This window comes from Paraburkholderia sp. A3BS-1L, assembly GCF_051125215.1.
Classification (GTDB): domain Bacteria; phylum Pseudomonadota; class Gammaproteobacteria; order Burkholderiales; family Burkholderiaceae; genus Paraburkholderia.
On record NZ_CP120443.1, the window covers coordinates 716,763 to 740,864 of the forward strand.

The following is a 24,102-nucleotide window of genomic DNA, read 5'->3' on the forward strand; positions in this document are numbered from 1 at the left end:
GGCGCTTGCATGGCAAACAGCTGACGACGCAACCTCCTGTTCGGTTCTGGCAGCTGCCCTGCGGGTGCTGAACGTATCGTGCGTGGCGTGCGGCTTCGAACCGCCACGCGGGTTCCCGATGATCGGTCAATCAGAAGTGGGCGTCGGAGAGCGCAAGCACGCCTTCGTTGCCCCTTGCGCTCAGAATGGCGACTTCCAGCCCCAGCGCGCGCGGCAGAATGTGCGTGGCGTAAAAGTGCACGGTCGCCATCTTTGCACCGTAGAACACGGGATCGAGCGTTTCGCGTTCACATGCGGCAATGAGCGCGCGCGCCATCTGCCAGCCGCCCAGCACAATGCCGGAAAGCATCAGATAAGGCACGCCGCCCGCGAATGCCGCGTTGGGATCGGACTTTGCGCGAGCGAGCATGAAGTCGATGACCCGCATCATCGACGTCCGGCCCGCTTCAAGATGGCGGTACATCGCGGCGAACGCGGGGTGGGTTTGGAAGGCGCGATGCGCGTGCAGATCGGCTAGCGTCTGGTCCACGCGCACGAGCATCTGTTTAGCCACGGCACCGCGGTCGCGGACAGTCTTGCGGCCGATGAGATCGTTGGCCTGGATAGCCGTGGTGCCCTCGTAAATCGGCAGGATGCGAGCGTCACGGTAATACTGCGCCGCGCCAGTTTCCTCAATGAAACCCATGCCGCCGTGCACCTGAACGCCGAGGCTCGTGACCTCGACCGAGAGTTCGGTACTCCAGCCCTTGACGATGGGCACGAGGTACTCGTTGATCGCTCGATGTTCGGAACGGACGGCGTCATCAGGATGGTGCAGGGCGAGATCGTGATGTGATGCGGTCGCGTAAGCCAGCGCGCGCGCGGCTTCGGTCAGGGCGCGCATGGTGGCGAGCATGCGCTTCACGTCGGGGTGGCGAATGATGGGAACAGCCGCATTCGAAGAGCCGTCCACGGGGCGGCTCTGGACGCGCTCCTTCGCATAGGCCGCGGCCTTCTGGTACGCACGCTCGGCCAGGGCGATGCCCTGCAGGCCGACTGCGAAGCGTGCAGCGTTCATCATGACGAACATGTACTCGAGGCCGCGGTTTTCCTCGCCGATCAAGAAGCCCGTCGCGCCACCCCGGTCGCCGAATTGCAGCACCGCAGTGGGACTCGCCTTGAGCCCGAGCTTGTGCTCGATCGATACGCACTGAACGTCGTTGCGCGCGCCCGGCGAGCCGTGGGTGGTCGGCACATGTTTGGGAACGAGAAAGAGCGAGATGCCTTTGACGCCCTCGGGGGCGTCGGGCGTGCGCGCGAGCACGAGGTGGACGATATTCGAGGCCATGTCGTGCTCGCCCCACGTAATGAAGATCTTCGTGCCGAAGATGCGGTACGTGCCGTCCTCCGCAGGCTCGGCACGGGCGCGCAACATGGCGAGATCCGAGCCGGCCTGAGGCTCGGTCAGATTCATGGTGCCGGTCCACTCGCCGCTGATGAGCTTCGGCAGATACAGTGCCTTCTGCGAAGGGGAGCCCGCGAGCAACAGGGCCTCGATGGCGCCGTCGGTGAGCGACGGGCAGGTTGCGAACGACAGGTTGGCCGCCACGAGCATTTCCTGGCACGGCGCGGCAAGCAGCTTCGGCAGGCCTTGGCCGCCGTACTCGACCGGATGCATCAAACCTTGCCAGCCCCCTTCGGCGAACTGCGCAAACGCCTTGCCAAAGCCCGGCGACGCACTCACGGTGCCGTCGTGCCAGACGCTCGGCTGACGGTCTCCGGTGGCATTCAATGGCGCAAGCACTGCTTCGCAAAACTTCGCGCCCTCTTCGAGGATGGCCTGCGCGGTTTCGCGGGTGGCGTCCATGCATTCCGGAAGACGCGCGATCGTGTCCAATCCGGCCAGTTCGGTCATCACAAACATCATGTCCCGGATGGGCGAGGTGTAGCTCATGGTTCTTCCTGAGTGGTCTGATTGCAACTGCATTGGGATCGGGCGCGATCCCTGAGCCAACGAAAATTGCGGGTGGTACGGTCCTGCAGATTTCAGAGGGTGCGCACCTTCACATAGCGGCCCGGCGCGGGCGCAAGCGGCGTCCAGATGTCGTTGCCAGGCCGGGTGGGTGCAGCAATGGCCTTGCCGGCGTGGCGGCGCAACCATGCGCTCCAATGCGTCCACCAGCTGCCCGGATGGACCTTCGTGTCGGCCAGCCAGGCGTCTGGCGTTTGGGCAAGTGACTTCCGGGTCCTGTAGCTGCGCTTGTGCGCCGACGGCGGATTGATCACACCCGCAATATGTCCGCTGGAGGCAAGCACGAACTCGGGCTCGCTGCCGATGAGCAACGCGCTCTTGTATGCGGCCTGCCACGGCACGATGTGGTCGGCCTCGGCTGCGAGGACATAGCTGGGCACGCTGATCGAGCCGAGGTCCAGCGGATGCCCGCACACGTTCACCTTGCCGGGAACGCGCAGATTGTTCTCCAGATAGGTGTTGCGCAGGAGCCAGGCAACCATGGAGCCGGGCAGGTTCGTGGTGTCCGCGTTCCAGTACAGCAGATCGAAGGGCGGCGGCTGACCGCCTTTCAGATACTGATCGACGTGATAGGGCCACAGAAGGTCGTTGGCGCGCAGCATCTGGAACACCAGCGCCAGGTCCTTGCCCGAAAGAATGCTGCCTGGTCCAGCGATGGCCTCGCGATACCGCACACTCGTTTCGTCGACGAAAGCGCCCAGGTCTCCGGGCTGAGCGAAATCGAGCAGCGTGGTCAACAGCGTCATGCTTGCGACCGTGTCCTCGGCGCTCGCGCGCTGGACGGCCAGCGCGCATGCGAGCAACGTCCCGCCAACGCACCAGCCGAGTGTGTTCACCTTGTCGGCCCTGGCGATCGACCGGGCGACCCGTATGGCCTGGCATACCCCGCTCTCGACGTAGTCGTCCCAGCGCAGATCGCCAAGTGACGCGTCGGGATTGCGCCAGGAAACCAGGAAGACGGTGTAGCCCTGCTCGCATGCGTAGCGCACGAACGAGTTGGCGGGTTGCAGATCGAGGATGTAGAACTTGTTCACGCACGGCGGCACGATCACAAGCGGCCGGCACGCGACCTGCTCCGTAAGCGGTGCGTACTGGATCAGCTCCATCAGCTCGCACTCGAAGACGACCGAACCCGGCGAGACTGCAACGTTGCGGCCGACCTCGAACGCCGCCTCGTCGGTGATGGTGATTTGCCGCCGCGCGAGATCGTTGCTCAGGTTGGCAAGCCCCTGAGCGAGGCTTTTGCCGCCCGACTCCTGGGCAAGCCGTGCCACCTCGGGATTGGTGGCGGCGAAGTTCGTGGGGCTCGCTGCGTCAATCAACTGGTTCGCGAAGAAGCGCAATTTCTCCTTCGTCGACGCGTCGAGGTCGGCGGATTCGACGACGTCGGCAATCAACCGCGAATTGGCGAGATACAACCGCCGGATGGCGTTGTACCAGGGGTGCTCATGCCATTCCCTGTCGAGAAAACGTCGGTCTTCTGGCGCTTCGAGGCCGCTGGGTGCACCGACACGCCATAGACACGACCAGATCTGCGCTTGCTGGTCCCAGTATGTTTTGCTGGCGCGAGCCAGATCGGACAACTCGACATGCGTGCCGTTCTCGCTCACGGGCGCGGATCGGCAAATCGCATCGAGCCAGACGGTGGTGGTCTTGAGCCAGACTTCGAGTGACGAGGCAGACGGGTTGCTGTGTGATGACATGGCGTCGCTGCAGATGAAAGGAGAGGATTCCCGGATCGGGTACGTTCAGTCAGATGGCAGGACCGAGTCGCCGGATCGCGCATTGCCAGGGCTTCGCCGTACCGCGATGCAGCCTCATGCCTGGCAGCCAGCGGCGTGTGGCGCCGCCGGCGCGATCGATGTCACGATGCGCCGAGAGGACGGGGCGCGCGGCGCCGTTCCGGCCAGAAGACCTTCGCGGCATCGCCGTTTGCGCGATGCGTGTGACAACTGTCGATGAACGTGGGTGGCGGTATCGGCGTATCGCCTTGCAGACGCTCCCGCCATTGCGGCAAGGCGCGCTCCATCGAGAAGCCGGCTTGCATTGCAGTGGTCGCCATGGGACCGAGCAACTCCGACAAATGCGTGCAGCCCTTGACGCCGCCGACGCGCTCCTTGACCTGCCGCCTGAAGCCCGGACCGATGCGAAGTCCGACGAGCGCCGCATAGGCCGATTCGATCTCGTTGCAATAGACGGTGGGACTCTCTTCGATCCGCGCGGTAATCGCCCGGATGACGAGGTCCCTGTCAACCGTCATGACGATGCGCATGTCGTGCAGGCGAGCGCCAGCCGGCACGACCTTCAGTATCAGATCGGTGCCGTCTGCAACGACGTCCTGCATGCGGCCCTCGATCTCGAAGAGGCCGTCGCCGAGATCGAAGGCATCGCAACGCACTGTGCGGGAATGGAGCAGGCGTCGCGTTTCGGTGGTGTTGTTCATTTCGGTGGACCGGAGGGAGCAGCACGGGTCAAAAGCGGTGTTCAACCTTGCAATGCCTTCGCGAGGTTTTCCCGAAGCCCTGAGTGACCGGCGTATGGGTCTCCTGGGGAGGCGCCCGCCATCATTTGTTCGAAGCGAACCTGTACCGGCTGCATTGCATCGGGGTGCGAATAGATATAAAAGTTGCCTGCGTGCACGCTGTCATAAGTCATCTGGGCGATTTCGGCGGCGCTGATTTTTGCCGAAGTGACGGCCTTGTCCGAAAGCGCCTGAGCGACTTTCTGGGACCGCGTGAGCGTGTGCGAATTGGCGAGATCGGCGGGCCGGTTGCGGTCGGACCGGTTGAAGCCGGTCGGCACGAAATATGGACACAGCACGGAGCAGTGCACCTGGTTCGTGACGAGCGATAGATCGTGATAGAGCGTTTCGCTCAACGACACGACCGCATGCTTGGACACGTTGTACACGCCCATCGTGGGTGCATTGACGAGGCCGGACATCGACGCCGTGTTGACGATGTGCCCTTCGAAGGTCTGGTCGCGCGCGGCGCTCTCGAGCATCAGCGGAGTGAAGATGCGCACGCCATGGACGACGCTCATGAGGTTCACGCCCAGTACCCATTCCCAATCCTTCTGGGTGTTTTCCCAGATCAGGCCGCCTGCGCCGACGCCTGCATTGTTGAATAGCAGATTGACCTCGCCATGCGTGGTCATGGCGAGATCGGCGAGCGCTTGCATCTCTGCCGCGGCTGACACGTCGGTGCGCAAGCCGGTCGCTTCGCTGCCCAGGGCGTGCAGCTCGGCGAGCGTGGCGTCGAGGCCGCCCTGATCGATATCCGCAAGGACGAGCTTCATCCCCAGCGCGGCGCCATGCAGCGCAAACGCCTTGCCAAATCCGGAAGCGGCGCCAGTAATGACCGCGACCTTGCCCTGAAATTGCTTCATTGAGTTGTCCTGGTGAGAGTTGCCGGCCCTGGCCGCTGCGACTGCACGACGGCGCGTCCGTAGCTCGACTGCGCATCGCAAGCTTGTCGGCAGGATAGGGTGCACGTTGGCGTGGGAGTCCCCCTCCTAATGAGGGGGAGGGAGCCTGCGGGAAAGGTGATTAACTTGGCGGAATCAATAAGCAGCGCTATCGCGCAATAGGGAAGCTCGGCGGGTGCCCTGGTCCGAGCCGCGGCCCTGCCTTCCGGGAGCCTGCGCCACATCGGCCGCAGCGCGACAGACGATGCGCCGATCCATGGATCGCGCGCGGCAAGCGCCCGCGCCACAACTTCGAGACACAAAGGAACCAGCATGACAGTGCAGTATCAGGTCCGTGACGGCGTGGCCGTCATCACGCTCGACAATCCTCCTGTAAACGGCCTCGGGCACGGCACCCGCGTTGGCATCGTTGAGTGCATGAGCCGGGCGCTCGACGATGCCGGTGTCAGCGCGATCGTGCTCACGGGCGCAGGCCGCGCCTTTTCGGGTGGCGCGGACATCCGCGAGTTCGGCACGCCCAGGGCGCTCCAGGAGCCGAACCTGAATACTGTGATCACATTGATCGAGGCGGCGGCCAAGCCCGTTGTCGCGGCGGTTCATTCGGTGGCAATGGGCGGCGGGCTGGAACTCGCACTCGGTTGTCACTATCGGGTTGCCGCGCGTAACTCGCAGATCGCGTTGCCCGAGGTCAATCTGGGGTTGATGCCCGGCGCCGGCGGCACGCAGCGTTTGCCCCGGGCGATAGGGCTCGAAGCCGCCCTCAACATGATCGTGTCGGGCCATGCGGTCAACGCGGAGTCGCTGGCCGATACACGGCTGTTCGACGAGATCGCCGAGGGCGATGTGCTCGCTGCCGCAATCGGCTTCGCCAGGCGAGTGGCGAACCAGGCCGGCCCGCATCCGCGTGTGCGTGACCTCCAGGTCGAGCATGAAAATCCACACGCGTACCTCGGATTCGCGCGCACGACCGCCGCTGCGAACGCCGGGCCGTTTCCAGCGCCGGCGCGCTGCGTAGACGCGGTGGCGGCGTCGCTGGAGCCGTTTGACAAAGGCATCGAGGCCGAGCGCGAAGGGTTCGCCACGCTGCTCGGCACCGCCGAAGCACGCGCGCTGCGCCATGCCTTCCTTGGCGAGCGTGCGGCGAGCAAGATTCCGGACGTGCCTGCGGATACTCCGGTGCGACCCGTCGCGAGGGTGGCCATCATCGGCGCCGGAACCATGGGCACCGGCATCGGCATGAATTTTTTGAACGCCGGGATTCCAGTAACGTTGCTCGAGACGAAAGCCGATGTGCTCGAACGCGGTGTAGCCACGATACGCCGCAACTATGAGAACAGCGCGAGGAAGGGCAAGCTCACGCAACAGCAACTGGACGACCGTATGGGGCTGCTTTCGACAACGCTCTCGTATCGCGACATCCAGGACGCGGACCTCGTGGTCGAAGCTGTGTTCGAGGACATTGGCGTGAAAGAGACGGTGTTCCGCGCGCTCGACGAGGTGATGAAGCCGGGCGCGATACTCGCGTCGAACACATCCACGCTTGACGTCAACCGCATTGCGTCGTTCACGAAGCGCCCGCAGGACGTGGTGGGCATGCACTTCTTCAGTCCTGCGAACGTAATGAGGCTGCTCGAAGTCGTGCGTGGCGAGCATACCGCAAAAGACGTGCTGGCCACGGTGATGCTGCTTTCGAAGAAGATCCGCAAGGTCGCTGTGGTGTCGGGCGTGTGCGATGGTTTCATCGGCAACCGCATGCTCGAGCAGTACAGCCGCCAGGCCGGGTTCCTGCTCGACGAAGGCGCGCTTCCCGAGCAGGTGGACCGCGCGATCGAGAAGTTCGGCTTTGCAATGGGCCCGTTCCGCATGATCGACATGGCCGGCAACGACATCGCGTGGGCCATTCGCAAGCGCCGCGCCGTCGAGCAGCCGGAGTTCAACTATTCGAAGGTCGGCGACGTGCTGTGCGAGATGGGCCGTTTCGGCCAGAAGGTCGGCGCGGGCTGGTACGACTACAAGCCAGGCGAGCGCAAGGCGTATCCCAGCCAACTCGTGAACGACATGATCGTCGGGCATTCGAAGGAGATCGGCGTCGCGCGGCGCAACATCAGCGACGAGGAAATCGTCGGACGGCTGGTCTATGCGCTCGTGAACGAGGGCGCGTTAATCCTGGAAGAAGGCATTGCCTCGAAGGCGTCGGACATTGACATGGTGTACCTGAACGGCTACGGCTTTCCGAAGTTCCGCGGCGGACCGATGCTTTATGCCGACCAGGTCGGCCTTTTCAACGTCGCGCGGTGCATGCGGCACTATGCGCGCGGCTATCAGGGGCACGCCTGGCACATCGCGCCATTGTTGCAGAAGCTCGCTCAGGCCGGCCTGAACTTTAACGACTGAGTGCATCGACTTCATCGCATATTCTGGACTACACCATGACTGAGGCAGTAATCGTTTCGACCGCGCGGACCGCACTCGCAAAGAGCTGGAAGGGCGCATTCAACCTGACGCATGGCGCGACGCTGGGCGGCCATGCGGTGCAGCACGCCATCGCGCGCGCAGGCATTGAGCCGGCAGAGGTGGAAGACGTGCTGATGGGCTGCGCGAACCCGGAAGGCGCGACCGGCGGCAATATCGCCAGGCAGATAGCATTGCGCGCGGGCTGTCCTGTGAGCGTGCCGGGCGCTACCGTTAACCGCTTTTGTTCTTCTGGATTGCAGACGATTGCCATGGCCGCGCAGCGCGTGCTGGCGGGCGAGGGCGACATTTTCGCGGCGGGTGGAGTCGAAAGTATTTCATGGACGCAGAGGCAGATGAATCAGACCTTTGCGGCCGATCCCTGGCTCATGCGGGAAAAGCCGGAAATCTACTGGAGCATGCTGCAAACCGCGGAACAGGTCGCAAAGCGCTACGAAATCGCGAAGGAGCGTCAGGACGAGTATGGCGTGCGAAGCCAGCAACGCGCGGCGGCGGCGCAGGCGGCGGGCCTGTTCGACGAGGAGATCGTGCCGATGACCGTGCTCGCGGGCGTGACCGACAAGGCCACCGGTCAGATCGTGACGCGTGAAGTGACGATTGCCGCCGATGAAGGGATTCGGGCAGAGACGACGCTCGAAGGCGTGGCGAAGATCCGCACGGCGTTCCCGGGCGGCGTGATCTCGGCGGGCAACGCGTCGCAGTTTTCCGATGGTGCATCGGCCACGGTGGTGATGAACGCACGCCTGGCGCAGGCGAGAGGCATCGAGCCGCTCGGCGTGTTCCGCGGCTTTGCGGTGGCGGGTTGCGAACCCGATGAGATGGGCATCGGGCCGGTGTTCGCCGTACCGAAGCTCTTGAAGAAAGCCGGCCTCAAGGTCGAAGACATCGGCCTGTGGGAACTCAACGAGGCATTCGCCGTGCAGGTGCTCTATTGCGCGGACCAGCTCGGCATTCCGATGGAACGCCTCAACGTGAATGGCGGTGCGATTGCGGTTGGGCATCCGTTCGGCGTTTCAGGCGCTCGTCTCGTTGGGCACGCGCTCATCGAAGGCAAACGGCGCGGTGCGAAGCACGTCGTGGTGACGATGTGCATCGGTGGTGGCCAGGGCGCCGCGGGCCTGTTCGAAGTCCTGTGAGCCGGAGGCCGCATGTCATTGATCCTGTCCCGTCGGGACCTGAATTTTCTGCTGTATGAATGGCTGGATGTCGAGGCGCTTACGCGTATTCCACGTTATGCCGACCACACGCGCGAGACCTTCGACGCGGCGCTCGAGACCTGCGAGAAGATCGCGACCGACCTCTTCGAGACCCACAACAAGAAAAGCGACCAACATGAGCCGCACTTCGACGGTGAGACAGTCCACATCATCCCCGAGGTGAAGGCTGCGCTCGACGCATTCTCTGATGCAGGCCTCATGGCGGCGGGGCAGGATTACGAACTCGGCGGCATGCAGTTGCCGCTCGTGGTCGAGAAAGCGGGCTTTGCGTGGTTCATGGCCGCGAACGTGGGCACGGCAGGCTATCCGTTTCTGACCATCGCCAATGCCAACCTGCTTCTCGCGCACGGTACACCTGCGCAAATCGAGGCGTTCGTGCGGCCCGCGATGGAAGGGCGCTTCTTTGGCACGATGTGCCTCTCGGAGCCGCAGGCCGGCTCGTCGCTTTCCGATATTGCAACGCGCGCGGAGTATGAGGGCGAATCGCCATTCGGCCCGCAGTATCGTCTGCGCGGCAACAAGATGTGGATCTCGGGCGGCGAGCACACGCTTGCGGAGAATATCGTTCATCTGGTGCTCGCGAAGATTCCTGGTCAGGACGGCAAACTCGCAGCGGGCGTGAAGGGCATCTCCCTGTTCACCGTGCCGAAGTTTCTGCTGAACGAAGACGGTTCATGTGGAGAGCACAATGACGTCACGCTGGCGGGCCTGAATCACAAGATGGGGCATCGGGGCACGACCAACTGCCTGTTGAATTTCGGTGAGGGCACGAGGTACCGGCCGCACAATGCCGCGGGCGGCGCGATCGGCTATCTGGTCGGCAAGCCTGGCGAGGGGCTCGCGTGCATGTTCCATATGATGAATGAGGCGCGCATCGGCGTGGGGCTGGGCGCGTCGGCGCTCGGCTACACCGGCTACCTGCACGCGCTCGACTACGCGCGCAACCGGCCGCAGGGCCGTGGGGCGGGGCCGGGCGGCAAGGATCCTTCTAGCGCACAGGTGCGGCTCGTCGAGCACGCAGACATCCGCCGCATGCTGCTCGCCCAGAAGAGCTACGCCGAGGGAGCGCTGGCGCTGACGCTGTATTGCGCAAAACTCGTGGACGAAGAGCGTGGCGCCCATGCAGCGGGTGACAGTCAGGCCAGCGAACGTGCGAAGCTGTTGCTCGACATTCTCACCCCCATAGCCAAGAGCTGGCCATCGCAATGGTGCCTCCACGGCAATAGCCTGGCAATACAGGTACATGGCGGCTACGGCTATACGCGCGAATACAACGTTGAGCAGTTCTACCGCGACAACCGTCTCAACCCGATTCATGAAGGCACGCATGGCATCCAGGGCATCGACCTGCTCGGGCGCAAGGTGACGATGAAGCAGGGCGCGGCGCTGCGGGCACTGGACGAAACGATGAGGAGAACGAGCCAGCGCGCACTGGAAAGGGGTGATGCTGGCGTGGAGGAATATGGCCTCGCTCTGGGTACAGCGGTATCGCGGCTCATGAGCGTGACGCACCGCTTATGCAATACGGGTGACCTGACGCTTACGCTGTCGAACGCTTCTCTGTACCTGGAAGCCTTCGGCCACATCACGCTGGCGTGGATATGGCTGGAGCAGGCGCTGGTTGCGCGCGACGCGCTGATACGAAACGATGGCGCGACCGACGAATCGTTCTATCACGGCAAGCTCGCTGCCGCGCGCTATTTCTTCCGCTGGGAGTTGCCGCGCGTCTTTGCGCAGCTCGATCTGCTCGATTCGCTGGAGCGCAGCACGCTCGACATGCAGGACGCGTGGTTTTGAACCCGCGACCCGATGTCTTTTCCGGCCACGAAAGGCCGGAGCGTGCATTGGCCCCATCAACCCTTCGAAGCGTCGCCGGCGGAGCCGTAGGCGATCCATCCACCGTCGACCGGCAAGGTCACGCCGGTAACATACGACGCCCAGTCGGACGCGAGGAATGCGACGGCCTGCGCGACCTCGTGCGGATGCCCGAGACGGCCCATCGGTGTTCGGCGTTGCAGCGCCACGAGGTCGAGTCTGCCGCTGCTCGTCATCTCCTTGAGCGGCGGCGTGCGGATGATGGCAGGCGCGACGGCGTTCACGCGTATGCCCTTCTGGGCCCACTCGCAGGCCATCGAGCGTGTCAGCATGACGATGCCCGCTTTCGACGCCGTATAGGCATTGATGGCCGGGCCACCCACGAGGCCGTAGATCGACGCAATATTCACGATCGCGCCGCTGCCCTGCGCGAGCATCATTGAACCGACGGCTCTCGACATCAGCCAGGTGCCGGTCAAATTGACGTCGATCGTTCGCTGCCAGGTCGCCAGTTGTTGCTTTACCGTGCGCTCGGCGGGTTCGAGCACGCCGGCGTTGTTCACGAGGATGTCGATCCGCCCCATATGGGCGACGGCCTCGCCGGTGATGCGTTGCACGTCGGCTTCCGACGACACGTCGCCGTGAAGCATGATGTGTCCCGGCGTATTGGCGGCAGCATTCACGTCCGATGTGCAGACTTCGGCGCCCTGGCTCGCAAAGAACTCCGCGACGGCGGCGCCTATGCCGCTGGCGCCGCCGGTCACGAGTACCTTCTTGCCACTGAAATCAATGTGTGAGTGGCAGTGATCCTTGTTTTCCATCGCGCTCCTCCAATGTGTCGACGTGCTCATCTGCCCGTGAAGACGGGCTTGCGTTTCTCCAGCATCGCGTTGACGGCCTCGCGGTGATCGTCCGATTTGCTCGAGAGCCATTCGTATGAGATGCAGGTGTCCATGATGGAATGTGCGAGCTGCTTGAGGCCGATATTCGCGGATACTTTCGTCCATCGGATTGCCTTCTGCGCGCCGGCTGCGAGGGGTCCGGCGAATTCATTCACGCGCTCGTCCAGTTGGGCTGCCGGCACCGCGTGATTGATCAGGCCGATGCTTGCGGCATCGCTGGCCGATAGCGGCTCACCGGTCAAGAGATATTCCTTCGCGCGTGCATAACCGATCAGTTGCGGCCAGATCACGGCGCCGCCGTCACCGGCGACCAGTCCGACGCCCACATGCGGGTCGCCGATCTTTGCCGTGTCGGCCGCGAAGATCACGTCGCAGAACAACGCGATGGTCGCGCCGAGGCCGATCGCGTGACCGTTCATCTTGACGATGATCGGCTTTTCACAATCGAGCAGCGAGAAGATGATCTGTTTGGCTTCTCGCGCCGTCGACCGAAATGCATCGGGATCGTCAAACCCGTTTTTCATCGCTGCGAAGTCGCCGCCGGCAGAAAATGCCCGCCCGGCTCCAGTCAGAATTATTATGTCGGAATCCAAATCGTTGTTGGCATCGGTGAACACCCGTGCCATCTCCGCGTGCAGCCGCGCATTGAATGCGTTCAATTGCTCGGGACGATTGAGTGTGATCTCCAGAATGCGGCCACGCCGCGAGAAACTGATGTGCTGATAATCAACGAAATTCATTTCAACTCCGTATTTATTTCAGTTCAGTACTGCCAATACGAGGATAGCAATTCGATTTTCTTCACGTCCCCTCGAAAGGAGGGGGCTGCCCGGAGTGGCCCGATGGTAACTTGACCGGACTATTGCAGCGGCACTTGAGGTTCGAGTTTGATTCGAGCGTAGCCACACCGCCTGCTGGGCGCGGCATCGAACGAACCGCGAGTTGCGTCCGGGCATTGCCGCGGTGCTGGATACGGTTGACGCCAGGTCACCTCTTAATTCTTGTCAGATATCGTTTGGGAGCGAATATGTCCGATTTGGAAGGTAAGGTCGCGATTGTCACCGGTGGAGCCGCAGGAATCGGCCGGGCCACGGCGCTGCGATTTGCCGAAGCGGGTGCAAGTGTTGTCGTCGCAGATGTGATTGACGTCGCGGGCGACGAAGTGGTTGCCGAAATCGAGCGAAATGGCGGACGGGCCATGTTTCAGCGTGTGGATGTCAGCCGCGATGAAGATTGCGCGGCCATGGTCGAGGCAACGATCGATCGCTTCGGGAAACTGGATATCGCATTCAATAACGCTGGCGTTTCCGGTCATGTATCCAGGACGGAAGACCAGGGATTGGAGAACTGGAACAGAATCATCGGCGTCAACCTGAGCGGTGTATTCAATTGCATGGTGCACCAGTTGAAGGTGATGAAGGCTTCCGGTGGCTCAATCGTCAATACCGCTTCCGTGGCGGGCATCAGAGGGGCGCCCTATAGTTCGGCATACTCCGCTTCCAAGCACGGTGTCATCGGTTTGACCCGGTCTGCGGCAAGGGAATATGGAAAGCAGGGAATCCGCATCAACGCCGTTTGCCCGGGATACATCAAGACGGCGATGGCGGCGGACCTGAAATCCCAATCCGCTCCCGGGTCGACGGAAGCGGTGCTGGCGGCCACCATTCTGCGCCGTCCCGCTGAACCCGAAGAGGTTGCCGATCTGGTGTTGTGGCTCTGCTCCGCGAAAGCATCGTTCGTAACCGGTGCACATTACATCGTTGATGGCGGCTTTACGGCATAGCGAGTTCCCGGAAAGCCCGCGCGTAAATTCTATTTGATCAATTCCTGCTTTCGCGCCCATAGCATTGCGTCATAGCGGCTGGATACGCCGAGCTTGAGATAAACGTTGCGCAGATTCCATTTCACGGTTTCGAGGGTAATATCGAGCGCAAGCGCGATTCGCTTGTTGGACATGGCTTGCGCGACGAGGTCGAGAATTTCGACTTCGCGCTGCGTCAGAACAGGTTGCAACTTCGACGAGCCGGCGCGACGCGGCGTACCCGAAGGGCTATTGGGCAGGACACTGTCCGGAAACCTCGCGATCAGCTCCGTTGCATATTCCAGCGTGGCGGCCTCGGCTTTCCGCTCGCGCAACATTTCGCACAGCAGTGCGGCAGCGGGCGCGCCTTCGTCCACGAACGTGCGCACGAAACCGAAATGCCGTGCTGCGCCGACAGCCCGCGCGAGACAACGCTGTGCCTCGTCGAACTGACGCTCGTCCGAGCGCAGGATGGCCGAAAGCAGGTCGTTGAGTGCCGCCAGCCTGCTGCGGCCGAATGCTGTAGCGTGGCGCCCGGCGATTTCCAGGACCCGCAGCGCATCGGCGGGGCGCGCTCCACGCAACACGCGCGCGCGGGCGATTGCCGCGATCGCTGGAAGCTCGGCCAGATAACCCTGTTCGGCCGAATGTGCCTGCGCGATCTCGTCGAGCGAAGCCAGCGCCTCCATTGCCTGCGCGCGGTTGTGTTCGAGAAGCCATATCTTGACCTGCTCCGCCAGCATATGCGCGGCGGCGCGGTTGCGGCGCATGCCGCGCAGGTAGGCGGTCTGGTGCTGCAGAAAGGTGAGCGCCGCGTCGGGGCTTTCCTGCAGCAGCTCGCGGCGATTGGCGATCATCTCCCTCGCGTCGTCGACGCGGTCGAGCTCGTAGTACGCGTCCGCCAGCACGCTCGCGCTCACGTTGGCGCTAATCGAGTTGCGGCCGGTAGCACGAACGCACTGATCGGGCAGGGTCGAGTACGTTCGCTCGACCTCGCGCACATTGCCTTCGAGCAGCATGGCCGCCGCGCGGGCGGCTCGCGCGACGAGCGCCATATCGTTGTTTCGGTCTGCCCATGAAATGGGGTGATGTTCGAACAAGCGTTGCGCGTCAGCGTAGCGGCCTGCCGCGGCATAAGCCGAAGCCAGCTCGGAAACCAGCAGGTACCGCAGAAGTGAATTTTCGATCGTTGTATCGCGCAGCGGCTCCAGCAGTTCGATCATGCGATGCGTGTCGTCGTGCTGTAGCGCGATGGCGGCCTGGATCAGCGGCAGGCTGCGCGCGATCTCCGGATGCCGGGATAGCGCATCCGTTTGCAAGCGGGACAGCCACGTCTGGACTTTCGCCGCGCGCGTCGTGAGCGCAACGGTCAGGCAGGCGATGAACAGCAGCCGGTGATGCCTGAACAACGTTTCCTCAGGCAGACGCTCGAGCAGGCGCAGGGTCGGCCCCACATATTCCGCGTTCCACGTCGCGGGCGCCGCCCGTTCGATGATCGATACGGCGAATTCCACATCGTCGGCTGAACTGGCGTGGTGCACCGATTCGGCGAAAAAACCGTGCTCGGCGAACCAGCGGCTCGTGCGTCGATGCAGTTCACGCACCACCGCGCTATCGCGCCGGGCGAGCCGAGTAGCGAGGAACTCGCCGAAAAGCGGATGAAATCGATACCATGCACGCCGATCGTTCGAATCGACACGCATGATCAGCAGATTCTCCTCTTCCATGCGATGCAACAGGTCGGCGGCGCGCTCGTTTCCGGTGATCGAGCGCGCGAGCTGCGCGTTGAAGCGCCGAACCACCGAGAGACCTTCCGCAAACTCCGCGAGTTCAGCCGGGAGGTCGGCCATGACTTCTTCGCTCAGATACGTCTGCAGATCGCTCGAGCGCGAGACGAGATCGTGCAGTATCGCGCGCGTGTCCGGACGATTCTTCAGCATGGTGACGATCAACTGGATGCAGGACGGCCAACCGCTCGTCAGTTCGTGAATGAGCGTGACATCGTCCGCGTTGAGCTTGCCTGGCCCCAGATTCTCGTCAATGAAGGTGCGTGTTTCGTGCAGATCGAACGGTAGCCCATCGCTCTCGACTTCTACGAGCTGATCCATCACGCGCAGCCGGCTCAGGGACAACGGTGGCGAGACGCGGGACGCGATCACGAGATGAAAATTTCCCGGTCCGTAATCTGCCAGCTTCTGTATGAATTTGTGCGCGAGGGGAGCCTCGACGTGGTGGTAATCGTCGATGACGAGATACAGCTCGCCCGGCAACTCGGCCACGGCGTCGACTATTGTGGCGACGAACGCGTCCAGTACGGCAGCGCTCCCGTTGTCGACCAGCGGGCCTGTCCCGGCGAGAATGCCGGCGCGCTGCATTGCCGCGAAAATGGCGGTGCAAAAGTCGGTAAAGCTATTGTCGTCGGCCGTCAGTGAAAGCCACGCGACCTTCGCACCGGCTTTCAGACAGGCCGCGCGCCATTGCGCGAGCAAGGTCGTCTTGCCGTAGCCCGCGCTACCGGTAACGAGCGCAAGGCGGCAATATCGCATACGTTGCAACTGCTCGAGCAAGCTTGTGCGTGTGACGTATTTGGCACCGATGCGCGGCGGGGAAAACCTGGTAGAAACCAGGCGTTTGGAGAAAGAGGGATTCAAGGCGTTACCAGTCGATGCCCGGTTGCCTGGGCGCTCTGGCAAGAGCGCTGTACCGTCTCATCGCAGATCTGCAAACGGACAGCCTCTCCTGGAAGAAGCCAAAGGCATGGTTAAACACTAGCTTGCCACGACCGCAACGGTGAAACGATGCAGTGGAAGTTCTGTTGCGCTCGAAGCCTGGTCTGGCGAAGCCGACGGACTGAACGGCGGTTCCGGTTACTTGATGACAACCGGATTCACGGGCGCGCCGCTGCCGTTGACGATCTTCAGCGGCGCGGCCGCGTACAGGAATGACCATTGCCCGTCGTCCGCACAGTCGGCGGCGAGCGGATCGAGCTGCGCGATCTCGGTCAAGGTGACGCCGAGGTTGCGCATCAGCGCGTTGTGCAACAGCAGTGCGGCGCCCGAGGCCGGATCGATCGTGACTTCGTTCGCCATGGTGTCGGTCACGAGATTTGGAATTTCCATGTCCTTGAACCACTCGACGAGCTCGGGGCTATAGGTCAGACCCGGCTCGACGTAATCCTTGTAGAACTCAGCCTTGTCGCGCTGATAGAAAGAGCCGATCCAGCCGGTGCGGATCAGGAGGATATCGCGCTTCTCGATTTTCACGTCCTGGGCGTCGGCGGCATCAAGCAGATCGCGGTGCGTGAACGTCTCGCCCGGATCGAGCACCGCCTTGCCCCGATGGCGTGCGATGTCGACCAGCACGCCGCGCCCGACGATGCCGCGTTCCGCGATCGGCAGCACGCTCGCCTTCGACAGACCGCCGATGGTCGATTGCGCATCGTAGCCATTCCAAAGCTGGTCGTCGTGCCACACGTGGCCGAGCGCGTCGTACTGCGTCGAACCTTGCAGATACATGATCATCATGTCGTCCGCGTACTGGGCGAGCCCCGGGAACAAAGGTCCCTTGCCGCACATCCAGTGTCCCTTGTCCATCACATTCATGCGGCACGCCTGCATCCGGCCGGGCCAGACCGGATCGCCTTCCGGGTGCGCCATCTGAATCTGCAACGTGAAGGTCTTGCCAGAGCGCACCGCCTGGACGCCGCGCAGCACTTCGGCGTGCGTCAGGTAATTCAGCGAGCCGACCTCGTCGTCGGGGCCCCATTTGCCCCAGTTCTTCGGGGCATCGCGCAGTAGTTCGGCAATCTGGGGAACGGTTTTCTGTTCCATGCATTCACTCCCTCTCGATACGCAGTTCCGCGCTCCGGTGGCATCCGTCGCGACGTGAATCAACGCGCGCTTTCGGGCACGACGGCGCGCTCGTGTCCAGTGCGGTCAAGAAACGATTCGATGAGACCGTTCACGCGCGGTCCCTGCTCGTGCACCACCCAGTGACTACCCTCGGGAATGCGTTCAATCCGCAGGTCTGCGAAGTATTGCTCGGCGCCATTCAGGCATCCCGTGAGGAGAAGCCGATCGCGCTCGCCCCAGATGACCAGCGTCGGAACCTTCACGAGCAGTGCCTGGGCGTCGGTTGGCAGGGGAGCGAGTTCCGTGCCCTGGCTATTGGTCTGACGCGCCACTGACGCGCGATAGTAGGACAGACCGGCGCGCACGGAGCCAGGCGTCGACCACATGCGTCGATACCCGGCCTGCAGCGCCTCGTCGAACCACGGCGGAAGGCCGTCGTAGTCCCAGCCGGTCATGATGAAGCCCTTCAGATACTCGAAGTCGTTTGCGCAGATCCCGACTTCCGAGCCTTCCTTGGCGAACAGCTGGATGTAGGCGCTTGCCGCTTGCTGATCCGGATTGGTTGCGAGCTCCCGCCGAAACACTGCCGGATGCGGAATGTTGATCATGACGAGACCACGCAGGCGGTTTGGGTGAGCAAGCGCGAATGCACACGCAATCGCGCCACCCCAATCATGCCCCACCAGCACGCATTGCTCGTGGCCGAGATGGTCCAGCAGCGCACGCAGATCGTCGACCAGATGTTGAACGCCATAGCCATCGGTCTGCATGGGACCGCTCGATTCGTTCACGCCGCGGGTGTCCAGCGCGACTGCGTGATAGTGCTGTCCGAACCAGGCCAGCTGCGCTTGCCATGCCAGCCAGCATTCGGGAAAACCATGTACGAACAGCAGGAGCGGGCGATCGGGCTCGCCGCAGCTCGCGTAGTGAAACGTATGGGTATTGAGCGTCACGTAATGGTGACGGATCTCTGGGGGCATGCGCAGCTCCTTGGCAACAGGTTCGAGAGGGAAGTACGTCTCGCTCGGCGGGCGCAGACAGTGTCGCTGTACGCGTTGGATATGAAGCGTACCGTTTTACCGGGTCGTTTCTCCCCCTTGTTTCGAGGGGGCGAGGGCGCCGATTTCTGTGTTTAGATGATGTCCAGCACGGCTTGGAACGCAGCGTAACCAGGGTTGCGTCCCTGCCTCGTCCAGCCGACAGATTACGGTATTCCTGAAACCGGAATTCGACTCACAATGACCCAAAGACCCTTCAACGACGACATCGATATGGCACACGCAGACACAATGCCGGGAATTCATGCACCTACCATCGCGCGCTACATGGGTGCGCCCGTGGAACTCGCCACCGCGTCAAACGGCGCTGTCGTCAATCGCGCGGCGCTGGAGGGCTTGTACGCATCGGAGCCGCATGTCCCGGAGGTACGCAAAATCACAGACGGCGTCTGGTCGATCATTGGACATAGCCTGGTGAACGTCCATGTCATCGAAGGCGAGCGCGGGCTGATCGTCTACGACACCGGATTCAGTGTGAAGGAAGCCGAAACGATCCTGCACGACATCCGCAAGGTCAGCGCAAAGCCCGTTACGGCGATCATTTACAGTCACTGGCACTATATCTGGGGCGCAGGCGTGATCGCGGAGGGCAACAAGGATGTGGAGATCGTCGCGCATCCGAATCTGCCGAAAAACCTCGCTTCGCCCGATCTGCCGATTCCGGAACTGGACATTGTGCAGAACGTCCGCGCCATGCAGCAGTTCAACAATTTCATGCCCGCCGAAGGTCCGGATGCGGCGATCGCGCCGCTGATGGACTTCAAGCCTGAACGCGCGATGCTGCCGCCGACGCGACTCGTCCAGCACGAGGAAGAAGCCGTGATCGATGGCGTGCGCATGCGCTTCCTTACGAAATATGGTTCCGATGCGGACGACTGCATCACGGTATGGCTGCCGGAGCAGAAAGTGGCGCTGACCAACATGCTCTGGCATGCGATTCCGAACGTCTATCCGCTGCGCGGCGCGGCGTTTCGCGATCCGCGCAGCTGGATTGCGGGTCTGAGAGAGATCCGCGACCTGGATCCCGAATACGTGCTGTCGACCCACACTTTCCCGATCATGGGAAAAGAAGCGTCGCACAGGACCGTAACCGGGTACATGGACGCTCTTGCCTTCATCTACGACCAGACCGTGCGCGGCGCACTGAAAGGGCTCAGCCTGCAGGACCTCAAGCACACGCTGGTGCTGCCCGGTGCGCTCAAGGAGATCCCGCAGAACGCGGAAGTGTACGGTGAACTGTCCGCTTTTCCGCAGGCCATCTTCCAGCACGCGCTCGGATGGTTCGACGGCGATGCGGCCAACATCAACACGCTGCCCACCGTGGTGGAAGCCCAGAAGATGGCGGAGCTCGCCGGCGGTCGCGAGCAACTGATGGCGGCTGCCGGGAAGGCACTGGACAACAACGAATTCGCGTGGGCGGCGCAACTTGCCAACTATCTGTACCGTCTCGATCCGCGCGATCCCGCGGTGCGCCGCACCAAGGCCACGGCGTTGCGCAAGATGGCGCAGGTGGCGACGGGCTCGATCGCACGAGCCTTCCTGATTTCTCAGGCACGCGCCCTCGAAGGCAGCACGAAGATTCCGCGCGTGCTCTTCTTGCCCATTGCACGCCTGATGCTCGCGGACCCTGCGGTGCTGGTCAACCATTTCCGCGTGCGTATCGACCCGGTCAAGGCGGAGGGCGTCGACTGCGTGCTGGCGGTGCGATTCACGGATGTCGACAGGACTTACGGACTGCATGTGCGCAACGGCGTGGCGGAATTCCTGGCCAATCCGGCGAGCCACTATCGGCAGGCGGAGGACACCATCGTGCTGCCGCGGCTTGCATGGGCGAAGTTCTACAACGGCGAATACGATGTGGACGCACTGCTGGCCGATCCGACGACGCATATCGAAGGCAGCCGCGAGCGGGTACATACGTTCCTCGGCCGCTTCGACCATCTCGATCCGAAGACGAATTTCAGCATTCCGCCGATGGACTGATGGCGGGCGTCCCGGGTCGGAACTGGAGGCTGTGGGACGGCGAAAGCAGGAGTCGAGGCAGTTGGATTTCGAACTTCAATACGGAAAATCGAAACGTATCATGTCCACTAGCAACGTTCGCGAGATCGAGTCAAAGGCCGCCGCCGCAGTCCAGCGATTTGCCACGGCGGCGACGCGTGCAGCACAGCAACAGGCGCTGAGTGAATTGCCGCCCGACGATCCTCTCGACGAGCAGGATGCGCGCCGCGGCTTCATCGGCACAATCCCGGACGCCGAAGTACGCGATGCCTATGGGCGTCTTGTCTGGAGCCTCGGCGACTACGGTTTCCTGGACGAACCGCAGGCTCCCGATACGGCCCATCCCGCGTTATGGCGGCTCGCGCGTCTGAACGCGATTCACGGCCTGTTCCAGGTCACGGAGCGCATCTATCAGGTACGCGGCTTCGACCTCTCGAATATGACGATAATCGAAGGCGACACCGGCCTAATCATTATCGATCCGATGTCGACCAAGGAAACGGCGCAGGCCGCGCTCGGCCTTTATCGGCAGCACCGGCCCGCCAAGCCGGTTGTGGCGGTGATCTACAGCCATAGTCATGTCGATCATTTTGGTGGCGCGAAAGGCGTCGCGGATGTCGCCGACGTACGGGCCGGAAAAATCGCCGTCATTGCGCCGGAAGGGTTCATGCAAGAGGCCGTGTCCGAGAATGTTCTCGCCGGAACCGCGATGGCACGCCGGGCGCAATTCCAGTTCGGCCATACGCTGGAGCGCAATGCGTGTTGTCAGATCGACTCCGGACTCGGCAAGAATGGCCCGCGAGGAACGCTTACGCTGATTGAGCCCACGCTGCTGATTCGCAACGAAAGCGAAACGCATGTGATCGACGGCGTCGAAATTGTGTTCCAGCTCACGCCGGACAGCGAAGCGCCTGCGGAGATGCATTTTTTCTTTCCGCAACTGCGTGCGCTGAATCTTGCGGAGAACGGTACGCGTACATTGCACAATCTATGTCCGCTGCGTGGGGCACAGGTGCGTAATGCGTTTCTGTGGTCGCGTTACCTCCAGCGTTCCCTGGAGCGATACGCACCGCATGCGGACGTGGTTTTCGCGCAGCATCACTGGCCGACATGGGGCGCAGAGCGCATCACCGCCTATCTGGAACAGCAGCGCGACGTATACAAGTATCTGCATGACCAGACCGTGCGTCTGATGAATCATGGCTTAACCGCCGCAGAAATCGCGGAACAGATGCGGTTACCAGAGAGCCTCGCTTCGCAGTGGCACACGCGGGGCTACTACGGAACGGTTTCGCACAATGTCAAAGCCATCTATCAGCATTACCTGAGCTGGTACGACGGCAACCCGAGCCAGCTCCATGCGTTGCCGCCCGAGATGTCCGCACCGCGCTATGTCGAATACATGGGCGGGGCCGATTCGATGCTCGAACGCGCGCGCCGCGATTTCGAGCGTGGCGAATACCGCTGGGTCGCGCAGGTGATGAACCATCTGGTGTTCGCGCAGCCCGCGTTGCGCGACGCGCGCGAGCTGGGGGCCGCTGCGCTCGAGCAGATGGGTTTCCAGGCCGAGTCCGCCACGTGGCGCAATGCATTTCTGCTGGGCGCGCGGAAACTGCGCGAAGGACTTGGGCTTTCGTCGGGTTTCAACAAGCGTAGCGCCGACATGGTGTGCGCGATGACCGACGAGATGTTTTTCGACTACCTCTCGATAAGAATCGATGGATTGAAGGCGCAGCACCTGGCGTTGCGTATCGATTGGCAGTTCGCCGATACAGGCAGCCGCTATTCCTTGAATCTTCAGAACGGAGTGCTCACGCATTCGACGCAGGCGTCGCGACAACCTGCGCACGTTGCGCTGACCATGACGCGCGCGTTGCTCAACCGGATTTTGTGCGGCGAATCCGGCTTCGCCGAATCCATCGATTGCGGTGAGATTCATCTCGAGGGTGAATCGCAGCGTTTCGTGGACATGCTCGGCATGCTCGATACATTCACTGGCCACTTCAATGTCGTCGAGCCTTGAGCACCGGCCGGCTATTGGCCGACCTGCGCGCCCGCGGAGGGCGCTCTGAAATGCATTTATACGGTCGGGTCCGAAACGACTTCCTGACGTTTGCGAGGCTTCGCATCGGGGCTGCACACGTCAATCACTGGAATACGGGGGCAATCAAGGATGACTAATGCAGCATATCGGCCACTTCGGGCATGGAGCATTTCCTCGCTCCTTACCGGACTGGCGTTGATCAATTTTCTCGACAAGATCGCTCTCGGGATGGTGGCCGTGCCACTGATGGTGGAACTCAAGATTTCCGCATTCAAGTTCGGGCTGCTGGCGGGGAGCTTCTTCTGGGTATTCTCGATTGCGGGTGTGGTCCTTAGCTTCCTGGCCGACCGATATCCCGCACGGTGGATATTGCTCGTGCTGGTGGCCAGCTGGTCTGTACTGCAGGTTCCGCTGATTTTCGCTCATGGTCTCATGACCATTCTCATCTGCCGCGTGGCGCTCGGCGCGGCAGAAGGGCCATCCATGCCCATTGCGATGCATGCGCTTTTCAAATGGTTTCCCAACGAGAAGCGAAACCTGCCGCTGGCCATTCTGAATCAGGGCGCCGCGTTCGGCCTCGTGCTGGCTGGCCTCGTGATTCCGCTCGTTTCAAAGCATTTTGGCTGGCGAGTTAACTTCATACTTCTCGCGGTCATTGGCGCGGTCTGGTGTCTCTTGTGGCTCGTCTTCGGCCGGGAGGGCACCCTGGACGGACCACGCGGCGCTTCTGACAAGACCGGTGGCGTTTCGATGTCCGACAAGTCGGCGCAGCGAGTGCCTTACCGCAGCATCCTGACCGTACCGTCCGTGTTCATTCTCTTCCTGATCGGTCTCGCGGCCTACTGGACAAGCGCGTTGTTCCTGACCTGGCTGCCTGCCTATCTGCAATTGGGCCTGGGCTTCGACGCCGTGACTTCAGGCCGGCTCTTTTCGTTCGCAGCACTGCTAACGGCGCCCTATAACATCGTGCTGAGCTTGCTGTCGGATCGCATGCTTGCTCGCGGCGCATCGAGCCGGACGGCGCGCGTCAACTTCATTACCGCGGCTTTTCTTCTCGCAGGCATGCTGTTCATCGGTCTGGCCGTGATTAACGTCGCGCCCTTGCCCAAGGCATTGTTGCTTAGCGTTGCGACGTGCCTCCCGACGATCTGCTTTGGGTTCGTTCCCGCTGTCCTTGCGGAACTGGTGCCGGCAGTCCAGCGCAGCTCGATCATGGGAATCTATCTCGGCATCGCCACCAGCGCGGGCGCGATTTCGCCGACGGTGATGGGGCGACTGGTGGAGCACTATCACGGCGCAGGCGCCTTCGGGTATCAGCTTGGCTTTGCAATCGGTGGAGGACTGTTGATTGTCGTAGCGCTGCTGGGTATCCGCTATCTGCATCCCGAGCGGGTGCGTCAAACACATGTGCGGGCGGCGAGCAGCATCGCCTGAGCGCACGAACCGCCGACGAATATCGCAGGCAAAAAACTGGGGGAGTAAACGGGTGAGACTTTCTTTGGCG

The 24,102-nt window shown here is 62.3% G+C and carries 16 protein-coding genes; 7 read left to right on the plus strand and 9 right to left on the minus strand.

What is annotated here, in order from left to right; all coding sequences use genetic code 11:
* Window positions 1-130: 130 nt before the first annotated feature.
* The 4 genes from P5W99_RS18380 to P5W99_RS18395 form a co-directional block, all read right to left on the minus strand.
* Entirely contained in the window at window positions 131-1,933 is a 1,803-nt protein-coding gene (locus P5W99_RS18380) for an acyl-CoA dehydrogenase (RefSeq protein ID WP_421026600.1), read from the minus strand.
* Window positions 1,934-2,025: 92 nt separating this feature from the next.
* Window positions 2,026-3,714 carry a PHA/PHB synthase family protein gene (locus tag P5W99_RS18385; RefSeq protein ID WP_434664162.1) on the minus strand — a complete coding sequence of 563 codons (1,689 nt, stop codon included), beginning with the start codon at window positions 3,712-3,714 and terminating at the stop codon, window positions 2,026-2,028.
* Between the two features lie 161 nt (window positions 3,715-3,875).
* Complete coding sequence (locus tag P5W99_RS18390) at window positions 3,876-4,454, minus strand: DUF2889 domain-containing protein (RefSeq protein WP_421026602.1); 579 nt, start codon at window positions 4,452-4,454, stop codon at window positions 3,876-3,878.
* Window positions 4,455-4,495: 41 nt separating this feature from the next.
* The gene (locus P5W99_RS18395) at window positions 4,496-5,398 is read right to left on the minus strand and encodes an SDR family oxidoreductase (protein ID WP_421026603.1); all 903 of its coding nucleotides are present in this window, start codon (window positions 5,396-5,398) and stop codon (window positions 4,496-4,498) included.
* A gap of 351 nt (window positions 5,399-5,749) precedes the next feature.
* Here P5W99_RS18395 and P5W99_RS18400 point away from each other — a divergent pair, with 351 nt between their 5' ends.
* From P5W99_RS18400 to P5W99_RS18410, 3 genes are read left to right on the plus strand one after another with little or no spacing between them, the layout of a single operon-like run.
* A complete protein-coding gene (locus P5W99_RS18400) occupies window positions 5,750-7,831 on the plus strand; it encodes a 3-hydroxyacyl-CoA dehydrogenase NAD-binding domain-containing protein (protein ID WP_434664166.1) in 2,082 nt (693 codons plus the stop codon).
* A gap of 35 nt (window positions 7,832-7,866) precedes the next feature.
* Window positions 7,867-9,045: an acetyl-CoA C-acyltransferase gene (locus P5W99_RS18405; RefSeq protein WP_434664169.1), complete on the plus strand. Its 1,179-nt coding sequence runs from the start codon at window positions 7,867-7,869 to the stop codon at window positions 9,043-9,045.
* Window positions 9,046-9,057: 12 nt separating this feature from the next.
* Window positions 9,058-10,923 carry an acyl-CoA dehydrogenase gene (locus P5W99_RS18410; protein ID WP_434664172.1) on the plus strand — a complete coding sequence of 622 codons (1,866 nt, stop codon included), beginning with the start codon at window positions 9,058-9,060 and terminating at the stop codon, window positions 10,921-10,923.
* A gap of 56 nt (window positions 10,924-10,979) precedes the next feature.
* On the opposite strand, the gene P5W99_RS18415 is transcribed toward P5W99_RS18410, so the two are convergent.
* Window positions 10,980-11,762, minus strand: coding sequence for an SDR family NAD(P)-dependent oxidoreductase (locus P5W99_RS18415; protein ID WP_421026607.1), 783 nt, complete (start codon window positions 11,760-11,762; stop codon window positions 10,980-10,982).
* 26 nt (window positions 11,763-11,788) lie between these two features.
* Window positions 11,789-12,583, minus strand: a complete 795-nt coding sequence (locus P5W99_RS18420; protein WP_434664175.1) for an enoyl-CoA hydratase/isomerase family protein — start codon at window positions 12,581-12,583, stop codon at window positions 11,789-11,791.
* A gap of 287 nt (window positions 12,584-12,870) precedes the next feature.
* Between P5W99_RS18420 and P5W99_RS18425 the strand changes: the two genes are divergently transcribed.
* On the plus strand, window positions 12,871-13,626 hold the full coding sequence (locus tag P5W99_RS18425) for an SDR family NAD(P)-dependent oxidoreductase (protein WP_421026609.1): 756 nt from the start codon (window positions 12,871-12,873) through the stop codon (window positions 13,624-13,626).
* Between the two features lie 29 nt (window positions 13,627-13,655).
* Here P5W99_RS18425 and P5W99_RS18430 read toward each other — a convergent pair whose 3' ends face one another.
* The 3 genes from P5W99_RS18430 to P5W99_RS18440 form a co-directional block, all read right to left on the minus strand.
* A complete protein-coding gene (locus tag P5W99_RS18430; protein ID WP_434664178.1) occupies window positions 13,656-16,190 on the minus strand; it encodes a LuxR C-terminal-related transcriptional regulator in 2,535 nt (844 codons plus the stop codon).
* Between the two features lie 321 nt (window positions 16,191-16,511).
* Window positions 16,512-17,474, minus strand: coding sequence for a cyclase family protein (locus P5W99_RS18435; protein WP_434664180.1), 963 nt, complete (start codon window positions 17,472-17,474; stop codon window positions 16,512-16,514).
* A 59-nt stretch (window positions 17,475-17,533) separates the two neighbouring features.
* A complete protein-coding gene (locus P5W99_RS18440; RefSeq protein WP_434664182.1) occupies window positions 17,534-18,475 on the minus strand; it encodes an alpha/beta fold hydrolase in 942 nt (313 codons plus the stop codon).
* Window positions 18,476-18,733: 258 nt separating this feature from the next.
* Between P5W99_RS18440 and P5W99_RS18445 the strand changes: the two genes are divergently transcribed.
* From P5W99_RS18445 to P5W99_RS18455, 3 genes are all read left to right on the plus strand, one after another.
* Window positions 18,734-20,536 carry an alkyl sulfatase dimerization domain-containing protein gene (locus P5W99_RS18445; protein ID WP_421026611.1) on the plus strand — a complete coding sequence of 601 codons (1,803 nt, stop codon included), beginning with the start codon at window positions 18,734-18,736 and terminating at the stop codon, window positions 20,534-20,536.
* 100 nt (window positions 20,537-20,636) lie between these two features.
* Window positions 20,637-22,577: an alkyl/aryl-sulfatase gene (locus P5W99_RS18450; RefSeq protein ID WP_434664184.1), complete on the plus strand. Its 1,941-nt coding sequence runs from the start codon at window positions 20,637-20,639 to the stop codon at window positions 22,575-22,577.
* A gap of 216 nt (window positions 22,578-22,793) precedes the next feature.
* A complete protein-coding gene (locus P5W99_RS18455; protein WP_421026612.1) occupies window positions 22,794-24,032 on the plus strand; it encodes an MFS transporter in 1,239 nt (412 codons plus the stop codon).
* Window positions 24,033-24,102: the final 70 nt, after the last annotated feature.

Bases quoted from the DNA above. Each gene is read 5' to 3' on its own strand.
- P5W99_RS18410 (WP_434664172.1), top strand. From the start codon at position 9,058: ATGTCATTGATCCTGTCCCGTCGGGACCTGAATTTTCTGCTGTATGAA.
- P5W99_RS18405 (WP_434664169.1), top strand. From the start codon at position 7,867: ATGACTGAGGCAGTAATCGTTTCGACCGCGCGGACCGCACTCGCAAAG.
- P5W99_RS18400 (WP_434664166.1), top strand. From the start codon at position 5,750: ATGACAGTGCAGTATCAGGTCCGTGACGGCGTGGCCGTCATCACGCTC.
- P5W99_RS18420 (WP_434664175.1), bottom strand. From the start codon at position 12,583: ATGAATTTCGTTGATTATCAGCACATCAGTTTCTCGCGGCGTGGCCGC.
- P5W99_RS18435 (WP_434664180.1), bottom strand. From the start codon at position 17,474: ATGGAACAGAAAACCGTTCCCCAGATTGCCGAACTACTGCGCGATGCC.
- P5W99_RS18385 (WP_434664162.1), bottom strand. From the start codon at position 3,714: ATGTCATCACACAGCAACCCGTCTGCCTCGTCACTCGAAGTCTGGCTC.
- P5W99_RS18450 (WP_434664184.1), top strand. From the start codon at position 20,637: ATGTCCACTAGCAACGTTCGCGAGATCGAGTCAAAGGCCGCCGCCGCA.
- P5W99_RS18415 (WP_421026607.1), bottom strand. From the start codon at position 11,762: ATGGAAAACAAGGATCACTGCCACTCACACATTGATTTCAGTGGCAAG.
- P5W99_RS18425 (WP_421026609.1), top strand. From the start codon at position 12,871: ATGTCCGATTTGGAAGGTAAGGTCGCGATTGTCACCGGTGGAGCCGCA.
- P5W99_RS18380 (WP_421026600.1), bottom strand. From the start codon at position 1,933: ATGAGCTACACCTCGCCCATCCGGGACATGATGTTTGTGATGACCGAA.
- P5W99_RS18390 (WP_421026602.1), bottom strand. From the start codon at position 4,454: ATGAACAACACCACCGAAACGCGACGCCTGCTCCATTCCCGCACAGTG.
- P5W99_RS18440 (WP_434664182.1), bottom strand. From the start codon at position 18,475: ATGCCCCCAGAGATCCGTCACCATTACGTGACGCTCAATACCCATACG.
- P5W99_RS18395 (WP_421026603.1), bottom strand. From the start codon at position 5,398: ATGAAGCAATTTCAGGGCAAGGTCGCGGTCATTACTGGCGCCGCTTCC.
- P5W99_RS18445 (WP_421026611.1), top strand. From the start codon at position 18,734: ATGACCCAAAGACCCTTCAACGACGACATCGATATGGCACACGCAGAC.
- P5W99_RS18430 (WP_434664178.1), bottom strand. From the start codon at position 16,190: ATGCGATATTGCCGCCTTGCGCTCGTTACCGGTAGCGCGGGCTACGGC.